The following is an 11,154-nucleotide window of genomic DNA, read 5'->3' on the forward strand; positions in this document are numbered from 1 at the left end:
GCGCTAGAATAGCCGGACCAATGACGACAAAGGGACAAGGTTATCATGCGTACAGTAAATCGCCTGTTGTTGACCGGCTTGATTGCACTCACTCCGATAGTGGCCATGGCGGCGGATACTGCGCCGTCAGGCGACCCGGAAGTTACCATTCGCACGGAAGGCGACAGGACCATCCAGGAATATCGCCAAAACGGCTTCCTGTACGCAATCAAGATAACCAAGAAGGGATTCCCACCGTACTTCCTGGTGCGCTCGGACGGAACCGATGCGAACTTCATCCGCTCTGACCAGCCGGATATGCTGATCCCGTCATGGAAGATCTTCGAATGGAAATGATTTCTTAACTTAAATTGGCGCCGCGCACCGCGGCGCCCGTACTGGCAGTTTAAACATGTCTGTGTTCACTCCCCTGGCTCGGCCCGAGCTGGAAACCTTTCTCGCCCCTTACGGGCTCGGCCGCCTGCTTGATTTCCAGGGGATTGCCGCGGGTAGCGAAAACACCAACTTCTTTATCAGCCTGGAACAGGGCGAATTCGTCCTGACCCTGGTTGAGCGCGGCCCAGTGGCGGAAATGCCGTTCTTCATCGAACTGCTAGACGTACTCCACGACGCCGACCTGCCGGTGCCTTACGCCCTGCGTACCACCGACGGCGTAGCGCTTCGCGAACTCAAAGGCAAACCGGCGCTGTTGCAACCGCGCCTGGCCGGCAAGCACATCAAAGACGCCAACGCCCAGCATTGCGCCCAGGTCGGCGACCTGCTCGGCCACCTGCACCTGGCGACCCAAGGCGACAAAGTGCTGGAGCGCAAGACCGATCGCGGCCTGGCGTGGATGCTCACTGAAGGCGCGCAGCTTATTTCACACCTGAACGACGCCCAGCAGCGCCTGCTGCAAGCGGCCTTGAGCGAAATCCAAGCCCACAAGGCCGACATCCTCGCCCTGCCGCGCGCCAACGTGCACGCCGACTTGTTCCGCGACAACGCGATGTTCGAAGGCACGCACCTCACCGGCTTGATCGACTTCTACAACGCCTGCTCAGGCCCGATGCTCTACGACGTGGCCATCGCCTTGAATGACTGGTGCTCCGACGCCGATGGCGTGATTGATAGGCAACGCGCCCGTGCCTTGCTGGGCGCCTACGCGGGCCTGCGGCCGTTTACCGCCAAGGAAGCCGAGCTGTGGCCGACCCTGCTGCGCGTGGCGTGTGTGCGCTTCTGGCTGTCGCGCCTGATCGCCGCGGAATCGTTTGCCGGGCAGGATGTGTTGATCCATGACCCGGCGGAGTTCGAGCATCGACTGGCGCAGCGCCAGCAGGTCACTGTCCACCTGCCGTTCGCACTTTAAAATGTGGGAGCGGGCTTGCTCGCGAATGCGCAGTGTCAGTAAATACATCTATTACTGATCCACCGCATTCGCGAGCAAGCCCGCTCCCACATGGGTTATGTATTTGCAGTTAGAGCGAGTCCAGGCACCCGGCCAAGTCATTCCCCAGCTTCTCCAGCACCTGCTCGTAACCCTGCGCCGTCGCCGGGGTATAACCGCCCAACGCATCCAGCTCCGCCAACTTCACCGGCAAGCCCGCCACCAGCGTTTCGGCCAAACGCGGACGCAACGGCGGCTCGCTGAACACACAGGTTTTACCCACTTCCTGCAAACGCGTACGCATTGCCGCCACATGCTGGGCGCCCGGTTGCACTTCGGCGGCCACGCTGAACACGCCCGCGTGCTTAAGCCCGTAAGCGTCTTCGAAGTAGTCAAACGCCTCGTGGAACACGAAGTATGGCTTGTCGCCGACGGTGGACAGGCGCGCCTTCAAGCGTGCGTCCAACGCATCCAGACGCTCATCGAACGCCTTCACGTTGCTCTGATAACGCGCTGCATTGTCCGGGTCGGCAGTGCTGAGGTCGGACGCCATGCGCGCCGCAATCACCCGAGCATTGACCGTCGACAACCACAAATGCGCATCCAGGCTGCCAGGGCGGTGATCGTGGTCGTGTTCGTCGGCATCATCGGCGTGGGAGTGGCTATCTTCGGCGAACCGACGCAATTTCATCCCAGGCAAGTCCTGAACGGCCACGGTCGGCAGGCTACGCCCCTTGAGCACGCGTGGCAGGAAGCTTTCCATGTCCGGGCCGATCCAATACAGCAGGTCTACCGACTGCACGCGCCGTACGTCGGATGGGCGCAAGGCATAGTTATGCGGCGACGCGCCAGGCGGCAACAGCACCTCTGGAATCGCCACGCCGTCCTGCACAGCGGCGGCGATCAACTGCAACGGTTTGATGCTGGTCAGCACCTTGACCTCAGCCTGAGCGGCCCCGGCGATGAACAAACTGGTGACAAATACGACAAAAACGGGAAAAAGTCGGGACACGATGACCACTCAATGGCGTAGGAACAGGTAACATAATAACGTCTCTATCAAATGTCTGTCGCCGCTCATGCCTAAAACACCGCTTGCCAGCCGTCCCCACGACCACTCTCACTGCGTACACACTGCGCTGTCAGAGGCCGATACCCTGTGCGCGCAGAAAGGCTTGCGCCTGACCGCCCTGCGTCGTCGGGTGCTGGAGCTGGTGTGGCAAAGCCACAAGCCGCTGGGCGCCTACGACATTCTTGGCGTGCTCAGCGAGCAGGACGGCCGCCGCGCCGCGCCGCCAACGGTGTACCGTGCGCTGGACTTTTTGCTGGAAAACGGCCTGGTGCATCGCATCGCATCGCTCAACGCCTTTGTCGGCTGCAGCCACCCGGAACACGCGCACCAGGGCCAATTCCTGATCTGCCGCGAATGCCACGCCGCCATCGAGCTTGAACAAAAAAGCATCAGCGACGCTATCGTTAAAAGCTCCGCCGACGTGGGCTTCAAGGTCGAAGGGCAAACGGTCGAAGTGGTGGGGCTCTGCTCCGGTTGCCAGGGGGCTTGATGAGCAACGCGTTAATCCGCCTGGAGCAGGTTGGGGTCACGTTCGCCGGGCAAAACGTACTGGATAACATCGCGTTGAGCGTGGAGCCGGGGCAGATCGTGACGCTGATCGGCCCCAATGGCGCCGGCAAGACCACGCTGGTGCGCGCCGTGCTTGGCCTGCTCAAGCCCGACAGCGGCAGCGTGTGGCGCAAGCCCAAGCTGCGCGTCGGTTACATGCCGCAAAAATTACACGTCGATCCAACCCTGCCCCTGTCCGTACTGCGCTTCCTGCGCCTGGTGCCTGACGTCGACCGCGCGCGCGCGCAGGCGGCGCTCAAGGAAGTCGGCGCCGAACAGGTCATCGACAGCCCGGTACAGAGCATCTCCGGCGGCGAAATGCAGCGCGTATTGCTGGCCCGCGCCCTGTTGCGCGAACCCGAGCTGTTGGTACTTGATGAACCTGTACAAGGCGTCGATGTTGCCGGGCAGGCCGAGCTGTACAGCCTGATCACCCGCCTGCGCGACCGCCATGGCTGCGGCGTGCTGATGGTCTCCCACGACTTGCACCTGGTGATGAGCACCACCGATCAAGTGGTGTGCCTCAACCGCCACGTGTGCTGCTCCGGCCACCCGGAACAGGTGAGCGGCGATCCGGCTTTCGTCGAGCTGTTCGGCAAAAACGCGCAGAGCCTGGCGATTTACCACCACCATCACGACCACGCCCATGATTTGCATGGCGCCGTGGTCGACGATCCCGCTACGCCTCAACCCCACGTTCATGGAGATAGCTGCAAGCATGGCTGATTTTCTGCTCTACGCCCTGCTGGCAGGCTTGGCTTTGGCACTGGTGGCGGGCCCCTTGGGCTCGTTCGTGGTCTGGCGGCGCATGGCCTATTTTGGCGACACGTTGTCGCATGCTGCGCTGCTGGGCGTGGCCATGGGGTTCTTGCTGGATGTAAGCCCGACCATCGCCGTCACCGTGGGCTGCCTGCTGCTGGCAGTGCTGCTGGTAACCCTGCAACAACGCCAGCCGCTGGCCTCGGACACGCTGCTGGGCATTCTGGCGCCAAGCACGCTGTCGCTGGGCCTGGTGGTATTGAGCTTTATGCATGAAGTGCGCATCGACCTGATGGCTTACCTGTTCGGCGACCTGCTGGCGATCAGCCCCACCGACCTTGCCTGGATCCTCGGCGGCAGCGCCGCTGTGCTGGTGCTGCTGGTGACCCTGTGGCGTCCACTGCTGGCAATTACCGTGCACGAAGAGCTGGCCACCGTGGAAGGTTTGCCCGTGCCGGCGCTGCGCATGACCCTGATGCTGCTGATCGCGGTGGTGATTGCTGTCGCAATGAAGATTGTCGGCGTATTGTTGATCACGTCGCTGCTGATCATTCCCGCAGCCGCCGCCCAGCGCCATGCCCGCTCACCCGAGCAGATGGCCATCGGCGCCAGCCTGCTGGGCATGCTCGCCGTGTGCGGGGGCCTGGCGCTGTCCTGGTTCAAGGACACGCCGGCCGGGCCGTCGATTGTGGTCACGGCCGCCGCCCTGTTTCTGCTGAGTTTTGTCCTGCCCCGTCGAGGGGTGTAGACTTGCTCGCTTTTTGCGCAAATAGAGAGTCGCAGGAATGAAGCCGTTCAACTCCCGTTATCTGCTCCTTGCCGCATTTTCCCTGCTGCTGGGCGCCTGCCAAAGCACACCGCCCGCCGCCCCTGAGGCACCGGACCCGCGTGCTGCGGCCATCGCGCAGCTGGAGCAAAACCTGGCCAGCAGTGAACTGGCCACCGCCGAAGACGAGCTGGCCGCATTGCAGGCCCAGTCGCCCAACGACCCGGCGCTGGAAAACTACCAGCGCCAATTGGCTGAAGCCTACCTGCAGCGCAGCCAGATCGTGTTGCAAAAAGGTGATGTGAATGCTGCCGCTACGGCGTTAAGCCGCGCACGCGCCTTGATGCCCAAGGCTCCGGCGCTCACTGGCGGCGTCAACAGCGCCATCAGCCACGCCCGCAAAGCCGAGCTGGATAAAGCCGAAGCCGCCCTGAAAGCCGCTGAAGCCAAGCCACCCGCCAAGGTCATCGACCCGGCGGCTGAAAGCACCACCGTTGCGCTGAACCTCACCGATGTTGAAGAACTTCGCCATCAGTTGGATGCGATCGCCACCGATGTGGTGAATTACCAGTGCGATGTGACCATTCAGGCGCCGCGCACCCAGGATTACCCGTGGCTGGCCACACTGCTGACCAAACGGGTGAAGCGCATTGATTCGGCGTATGACCTGAAGATTCACCGGCAGATTGTGAAACACATCCCGGCGCAGGTTGTGTTGATTCCGCGCAAAACCGAGTAAAGCCGTTCGCGAGCAAGCCCGCTCCCACCTTTGACCGCATTCCAAACTTGGAACTGGGTCAAAGGTGGGAGCGGGCTTGCTCGCGAAGGCGGTCTAACAGCCAACCAAAAGCTTAAGCTGGAATCGCCTTGGCCTTAGGCTCCCGCGCCCACACCCGATGCTGCGCAATCGCCGCAAAGAATGCCTTGAACGCCTTGGCATCCGCGCCAACGATCAACCCCGCATCCGCCTCCAGCTTAAGCTGATCCAGCAACGGTTTGGCATCACTGGCAACTGCAATCGCCTTCAAGTGCTTGTACGCCTCCAACACGAAGTGCAACGCCACGCCATCACCGCTCAGCGCCTTGATCGACTCTTTACCGCCCGGTACGAACACCGCATCAAACGCAACCGACGGCATGCCTTCCATTGACGCATCCACCGGCAGGCTCTTGCCATCCGCCGTCTTCACCGGTGCCGACGTCGGCCCCAGCACCTTGGCATGCGCACCTTCGGCGGCCAGCGCCGTCTTCAGCGCCGCGATCGCCGCGCCATCCACACCGTTAGCCGCAAGAATCGCGACTTTGCGCGTTTTGATATCGCCCGACAGCAGGTTCACTTGGCTCAACGCCGGCGACTCTTTGAGCGACGTCTTGCGTGGCGGCACCGTGCCTTTGGTCGGTGCCGGCAAGCCGAGGTTCTGCGCAACGCGCTTGGCCAGCTCCAGGTCGATATTGGCCAGAATCTCGTTGACCTGACGTGCGCGGATAAACTCACGCTCCACCTTGCCCAACTCGAAGCTGTAGGCCGCGATGATGTGCTCTTTCTCGTGGTGGCTCATGCTGTGGAAAAACAGCGTGGCTTGCGAGAAGTGGTCGCCGAACGACTCACTGCGCTCACGCACCTTGTTGGCGTCGACGCGCTCGTAATAAGTCTCGAACCCGCCATCCTGAGCCGCCGGTGGCGTTTCTTTCGGCCAACCGCCATCAATCGAGTTCGGCTCATACGATGCACGGCCCTTGTCGATCACCGTGCGATGCTGGGCATCGCGCTGGCCGTTATGGAACGGCGTGACCGGCCGGTTGATCGGCAGCTCATGGAAGTTCGGGCCACCGAGTCGGCTGATCTGCGTATCGGTGTAGGAAAACAGACGGCCTTGCAGCAGCGGGTCGTTGGTGAAGTCGATACCCGGCACGATATGGCCTGGGCAAAAGGCGACCTGTTCGACCTCGGCAAAGAAGTTGTCCGGGTTGCGGTTGAGCACCATTTTGCCCAGCGGCGTAATCGGCACCAGCTCTTCGGGGATGATCTTGGTCGGATCGAGCAGGTCGAAGTCGAACTTGTGTTCGTCCTCTTCGGCAACGATTTGCACGCCCAATTCCCACTCAGGGTAATCACCGCCCTCGATCGCTTCCCACAGGTCGCGACGGTGGTGATCGGTGTCTTTACCTGCAAGCTTTTGCGCTTCGTCCCACACCAGCGAGCAGGTGCCGACTTTCGGGTGCCAGTGGAATTTAACGAAGCTGGACTTACCTTCGGTATTGATCAACCGGAAGGTGTGAATACCAAAACCCTGCATGGAGCGCAGGCTTTTCGGAATGGCGCGGTCGGACATGGCCCACAGCACCATATGCGCCGATTCCGGCTGCAACGAGACGAAATCCCAGAACGTATCGTGGGCCGAGCCGCCGGTAGGAATTTCGTTATGGGGCTCAGGCTTTACCGCATGCACAAAGTCCGGAAACTTGATCGCATCCTGGATGAAGAAGATCGGCATGTTGTTGCCCACCAGGTCGAAGTTGCCTTCGTCGGTGAAAAACTTCACCGCAAAGCCGCGCACGTCACGCACGGTATCGCCCGAACCACGCGGGCCCTGCACGGTAGAGAAACGCACGAACACCGGGGTTTTGTGCTCCGGGTTACGCAGGAAACCAGCCTTGCTCAGCGCCGAATGGTTCTGATACGTCTGGAAATAACCATGGGCACCGGTGCCACGGGCATGCACGATGCGCTCCGGGATACGCTCATGGTCAAAGTGCGTGATTTTTTCACGCATGATGAAGTCTTCCAGCAGCGAGGGGCCACGGGCGCCGACTTTAAGGGTGTTCTGGTTATCGGAAATCTTTACGCCCTGGTTGGTGCGCAGCGCCTGGCCGGTCGCATCGGAGCGAAACTCTTCCAGGGCCTGTAGCTTGGCGTTGGTGTTGCCACGGTCCAGGGTATCGGTGCCCGCAAGCTCACTCTTGGGCGGGGTGGCTGGCTTCTTGGTACTCATCAGGCAAAACTCCTTAATCAAAGTGGCCAGAGCGGACCCCCGGCTCGTTTGAGCAAAACCCCAGGCACGGCACCTGAGGAAATCGCGTTGCTTAAGTAGTGACTGATGGGGTTTTTAGCCGTTCCTTTTTTATGACCTTTGATCGCGTTATTGCCAAATCGCTGGTTGAATGCGAAATAAATGCTAAGAAACGCTATACGGACAGGCTAAAATGCGCGCCCGGCTAACCGCTGATCCCTTTTCCATGCGCCCCACAAGGTTCGCTACGTGATCGAGTTTCATAACGTCCATAAAACCTACCGCGTCGCCGGTAAGGAAATCCCCGCACTGCACCCCACCAGCCTGCGCGTCGAAAACGGCCAGGTGTTCGGCCTGATTGGCCACTCCGGTGCGGGCAAAAGTACCCTGCTGCGCCTGATCAATCGCCTGGAGCAGCCAAGCGGGGGTCAGATCAACGTCGACGGTGAAGAAGTCACTGCTCTGGACGCCAACGGCCTGCGCCGTTTTCGTCAGCAAGTCGGGATGATCTTCCAGCACTTCAACCTGCTGGCGTCCAAGACCGTCGCCGACAACGTGGCCTTGCCGCTGGCCCTGGCCGGCGAGTTGTCGCGTAAAGACATCGACCTGCGCGTGGCTGAACTGCTCGCCCGCGTGGGCCTGTCGGATCATGCCAAGAAGTACCCGGCGCAGTTGTCCGGCGGCCAGAAGCAGCGCGTCGGCATCGCCCGCGCCCTGGCGACCAAGCCAAAAATTTTGCTGTGCGACGAAGCCACCAGCGCCCTCGACCCGCAAACCACCGCCTCGGTGCTCAAGTTGTTGGCCGAGATCAACCGCGAGTTGAAGCTGACCATCGTATTGATCACCCATGAAATGGACGTGATCCGCCGCGTGTGCGACCAGGTGGCCGTGATGGACGCCGGCGTGATCGTCGAGCAAGGCTCGGTGGCCGAGGTTTTCCTGCACCCCAAGCACCCGACCACCAAGCGCTTTGTGCAGGAAGCCGAGCAAGTCGATGAAGGCGAGCAGCGTGATGCGTTTGCCCATGTGCCGGGCCGCATCGTGCGCCTGACGTTCCAGGGCGAAGCGACCTACGCGCCATTGCTGGGGACCGTCGCCCGCGAAACGGGAGTGGACTACAGCATCCTTGCCGGTCGTATCGACCACATCAAAGACACCCCCTACGGGCAACTGACCCTCGCCGTGACCGGTGGGGACATGGACGCCGCCTTCGCCCGCTTTACTGCGGCAGACGTCCACATGGAGGTTCTGCGCTAATGGAAGTCCTGTTGAGTTTCTTCGCCAATATCGACTGGTCCGAAATCTGGCTGGCAACCGGCGACACCATGACCATGCTGTTCGGTTCGCTGTTCTTCACCGTGGTGCTGGGCCTGCCGTTGGGCGTGCTGTTGTTCCTGACCAGCCCGCGCCAGCTGTTTGAACAAAAAGGCCTGTACGCGCTGCTGTCGCTGATCGTGAACATCCTGCGTTCGCTGCCGTTCATCATCCTGCTGATTGTGATGATCCCGTTCACCGTACTCATCACCGGCACTTCGCTGGGGGTGGCCGGCGCGATCCCGCCGCTGGTGGTCGGTGCGACGCCGTTCTTCGCGCGCCTGGTGGAAACCGCCTTGCGCGAAGTAGACCGCGGCATCATCGAGGCCACGCAGTCCATGGGCGCCAGCACGCGTCAGATCATTACCAACGCGCTGCTGCCCGAAGCTCGCCCTGGCATTTTCGCGGCGATTACGGTGACGGCTATTACACTGGTTTCCTACACGGCCATGGCCGGTGTGGTGGGTGCCGGTGGCTTGGGTGACCTGGCGATCCGCTTCGGTTATCAGCGTTTCCAGACCGATGTGATGGTGGTCACCGTGGTGATGCTGTTGATCCTGGTGCAAATTCTGCAAACCGTCGGCGACAAGCTGGTGGTGCATTTTTCTCGAAAATAACGGCCATTGCCGGCCCCCGCCGGCACATGCCCGAACAAGGAGCTTGTTGGATGAAAAAACTACTGGTTGCTTTCGCCGCCGTTGCCGCGTTTTCTGCCCATGCTGCCGAGACTATTACAGTCGCTGCATCGCCGGTGCCCCACGCGGAAATCCTCGAATTCGTGAAGCCTGCACTCGCCAAAGCAGGCGTGGACCTGCAGGTCAAAGTCTTCACCGACTACGTGCAGCCAAACGTACAGGTGGCTGAAAAGCGTCTGGACGCCAACTTCTTCCAGCACCAGCCGTACCTGGATGAGTTCAACAAAGCCAAGGGCACTCACCTGGTGAGCGTTGGCGCGGTACACCTGGAACCCCTGGGCGCTTACTCCAGCAAGTACAAAAAGCTGGAAGACCTGCCAAGCGGCGCCAATGTCGTGATCCCGAACGACGCCACCAACGGCGGCCGCGCGCTATTGCTGCTGGCCAAGCACAACCTGATCACCCTGAAGGACCCGACCAACATCCTGTCGACCATCAAGGACATCACCGCCAACCCGAAAAACCTGAAATTCCGCGAACTGGAAGCCGCCACCCTGCCGCGCGTGCTGACCCAGGTCGACCTGGCGCTGATCAACACCAACTACGCCCTGGAAGCCAAGCTGGACCCATCCGAGGATGCGCTGGTGATCGAAGGCAACGACTCGCCTTACGTGAACATCCTGGTGACCCGCGAAGACAACAAAGATTCGGACGCCGTGAAGAAGCTGGTTGCAGCCCTGCACACGCCGGAAGTGAAAGCGTTCATTCTTGAGAAGTACAAAGGCGCGATTCTGCCGGCGTTCTGATCAAACCCGATCTTCACAACACCGAAGATCAAAAAATGTGGGAGCGGGCTTGCTCGCGAAGGCGGTGGTTCAGTCACTTATTAGTCGACTGACACTGCGCATTCGCGAGCAAGCCCGCTCCCACATTTGTTTCGTGTGGCTTTTGCTATCAGCGCAGGGCTGGCACCACCTCATGGGTCAGCCATTGGCGCAGGCACCGATTCTCCGGGTAGTAGTGGTAGATAAGCAGCGCGTAGACGCCAGACTCACTGACCATCAACGTCGGCGCACAGTGGCCATGAGTGATCAGCGGCAGGGTGTGTTGTTGGTCGGGATCGAGCTTGCGCAGTAACGCAGGGTTTAGGTGCAGGCCCATCAGGTGGCCGATGTCGGAGGCGCTGAACCAGGCTTGGCTGTCGACCAGCACGGCGTGCAGCTGGTGATGGTGGCGGGTGAAGACTTTGGGTGTGATCGGTGGATCAGGGGTAAGTGATTGCATGGTCTAGCTCCTAACGTATCAAGGGACCGCCAAGCACTACTTCCACGTAATGGGTGGCGGCTGTACGCAGGTGTGGAAGACCGGGACGTTAGGCACCCGGCGCACTCGAAAGCGCCCCGCGCACAGCCACCATAAAACACAGACAAGAAAAAGCGCCTGACACTTGGTGGCGCTTTGTGCGCCTAACGATATAAGGGCTTCCACACCCTGTCACTGAATTTGCAGCGACAGGCCAAAGACTAGCCACCCCAACACCGTCCAACAAGTTCACGCACAGCGCGACAACACGTGGGAAATCTCCGACGACACCCTGTTCAAACCTTGCACAAAACCCAATGTGGGAGCGGGCTTGCTCGCGAAGGCGGTGGTTCAGTCGATAAATTGGGTGACTGACACTCCGC

Annotated in this window: 12 protein-coding genes; 9 read left to right on the top strand and 3 right to left on the bottom strand. The window is 60.7% G+C overall.

Translation table 11 applies throughout. The annotated features are described in order from the left end of the window. The first annotated feature begins 45 nt into the window (after positions 1-45). Both ACTD9P_RS14370 and ACTD9P_RS14375 read left to right on the top strand, forming a co-directional pair. Positions 46-336, top strand: coding sequence for a DUF2782 domain-containing protein (locus tag ACTD9P_RS14370; protein ID WP_438868171.1), 291 nt, complete (start codon positions 46-48; stop codon positions 334-336). Between the two features lie 55 nt (positions 337-391). Beyond that, complete coding sequence (locus tag ACTD9P_RS14375; protein WP_438868172.1) at positions 392-1,345, top strand: homoserine kinase; 954 nt, start codon at positions 392-394, stop codon at positions 1,343-1,345. A gap of 109 nt (positions 1,346-1,454) precedes the next feature. Here the strand turns inward: ACTD9P_RS14375 and ACTD9P_RS14380 are convergent, their stop codons facing one another. Continuing rightward, entirely contained in the window at positions 1,455-2,384 is a 930-nt protein-coding gene (locus ACTD9P_RS14380; RefSeq protein WP_438868173.1) for a zinc ABC transporter substrate-binding protein, read from the bottom strand. Positions 2,385-2,442: 58 nt separating this feature from the next. Between ACTD9P_RS14380 and zur the strand changes: the two genes are divergently transcribed. From zur to ACTD9P_RS14400, 4 genes are read left to right on the top strand one after another with little or no spacing between them, the layout of a single operon-like run. After that, positions 2,443-2,925 (top strand): zinc uptake transcriptional repressor Zur, encoded by a 483-nt coding sequence (gene zur / locus ACTD9P_RS14385; protein ID WP_056861009.1) that lies wholly within the window; start codon positions 2,443-2,445, stop codon positions 2,923-2,925. Further along, complete coding sequence (gene znuC / locus ACTD9P_RS14390; protein ID WP_438868174.1) at positions 2,925-3,710, top strand: zinc ABC transporter ATP-binding protein ZnuC; 786 nt, start codon at positions 2,925-2,927, stop codon at positions 3,708-3,710. The genes zur and znuC overlap by 1 nt, the downstream gene beginning before the upstream one ends. Continuing rightward, positions 3,703-4,491, top strand: a complete 789-nt coding sequence (znuB, locus tag ACTD9P_RS14395) for a zinc ABC transporter permease subunit ZnuB (RefSeq protein WP_058421933.1) — start codon at positions 3,703-3,705, stop codon at positions 4,489-4,491. Before znuC ends, znuB begins: the two co-directional genes overlap by 8 nt. Positions 4,492-4,528: 37 nt before the next feature. Continuing rightward, a complete protein-coding gene (locus tag ACTD9P_RS14400) occupies positions 4,529-5,248 on the top strand; it encodes a PA5502 family lipoprotein (protein ID WP_438868175.1) in 720 nt (239 codons plus the stop codon). A gap of 112 nt (positions 5,249-5,360) precedes the next feature. Here the strand turns inward: ACTD9P_RS14400 and katE are convergent, their stop codons facing one another. Next, the gene (gene katE / locus ACTD9P_RS14405) at positions 5,361-7,502 is read right to left on the bottom strand and encodes a catalase HPII (protein WP_438868176.1); all 2,142 of its coding nucleotides are present in this window, start codon (positions 7,500-7,502) and stop codon (positions 5,361-5,363) included. 267 nt (positions 7,503-7,769) lie between these two features. On the opposite strand from katE, the gene ACTD9P_RS14410 reads away from it, so the two are divergent. Genes ACTD9P_RS14410 through ACTD9P_RS14420 form a run of 3 tightly spaced genes read left to right on the top strand, consistent with a single transcriptional unit; the run spans position 7,770 to position 10,275 of the window. Next, positions 7,770-8,777 (top strand): methionine ABC transporter ATP-binding protein, encoded by a 1,008-nt coding sequence (locus ACTD9P_RS14410; protein ID WP_438868177.1) that lies wholly within the window; start codon positions 7,770-7,772, stop codon positions 8,775-8,777. Further along, positions 8,777-9,451 carry a methionine ABC transporter permease gene (locus tag ACTD9P_RS14415; RefSeq protein WP_099488106.1) on the top strand — a complete coding sequence of 225 codons (675 nt, stop codon included), beginning with the start codon at positions 8,777-8,779 and terminating at the stop codon, positions 9,449-9,451. Before ACTD9P_RS14410 ends, ACTD9P_RS14415 begins: the two co-directional genes overlap by 1 nt. A 50-nt stretch (positions 9,452-9,501) precedes the next feature. Continuing rightward, a complete protein-coding gene (locus tag ACTD9P_RS14420; RefSeq protein ID WP_438868178.1) occupies positions 9,502-10,275 on the top strand; it encodes a MetQ/NlpA family ABC transporter substrate-binding protein in 774 nt (257 codons plus the stop codon). A gap of 148 nt (positions 10,276-10,423) precedes the next feature. Here ACTD9P_RS14420 and ACTD9P_RS14425 read toward each other — a convergent pair whose 3' ends face one another. Continuing rightward, positions 10,424-10,753, bottom strand: a complete 330-nt coding sequence (locus ACTD9P_RS14425; RefSeq protein ID WP_438868179.1) for a BRO-N domain-containing protein — start codon at positions 10,751-10,753, stop codon at positions 10,424-10,426. Positions 10,754-11,154: the final 401 nt, after the last annotated feature.

The sequence above is a fragment of the Pseudomonas onubensis genome, assembly GCF_965653655.1.
GTDB lineage: Bacteria > Pseudomonadota > Gammaproteobacteria > Pseudomonadales > Pseudomonadaceae > Aquipseudomonas.

Bases quoted from the DNA above. Each gene is read 5' to 3' on its own strand.
- katE (WP_438868176.1), bottom strand. From the start codon at position 7,502: ATGAGTACCAAGAAGCCAGCCACCCCGCCCAAGAGTGAGCTTGCGGGC.
- ACTD9P_RS14425 (WP_438868179.1), bottom strand. From the start codon at position 10,753: ATGCAATCACTTACCCCTGATCCACCGATCACACCCAAAGTCTTCACC.
- ACTD9P_RS14400 (WP_438868175.1), top strand. From the start codon at position 4,529: ATGAAGCCGTTCAACTCCCGTTATCTGCTCCTTGCCGCATTTTCCCTG.
- znuC (WP_438868174.1), top strand. From the start codon at position 2,925: ATGAGCAACGCGTTAATCCGCCTGGAGCAGGTTGGGGTCACGTTCGCC.
- ACTD9P_RS14370 (WP_438868171.1), top strand. From the start codon at position 46: ATGCGTACAGTAAATCGCCTGTTGTTGACCGGCTTGATTGCACTCACT.
- ACTD9P_RS14415 (WP_099488106.1), top strand. From the start codon at position 8,777: ATGGAAGTCCTGTTGAGTTTCTTCGCCAATATCGACTGGTCCGAAATC.
- ACTD9P_RS14375 (WP_438868172.1), top strand. From the start codon at position 392: ATGTCTGTGTTCACTCCCCTGGCTCGGCCCGAGCTGGAAACCTTTCTC.
- ACTD9P_RS14420 (WP_438868178.1), top strand. From the start codon at position 9,502: ATGAAAAAACTACTGGTTGCTTTCGCCGCCGTTGCCGCGTTTTCTGCC.
- zur (WP_056861009.1), top strand. From the start codon at position 2,443: ATGCCTAAAACACCGCTTGCCAGCCGTCCCCACGACCACTCTCACTGC.
- znuB (WP_058421933.1), top strand. From the start codon at position 3,703: ATGGCTGATTTTCTGCTCTACGCCCTGCTGGCAGGCTTGGCTTTGGCA.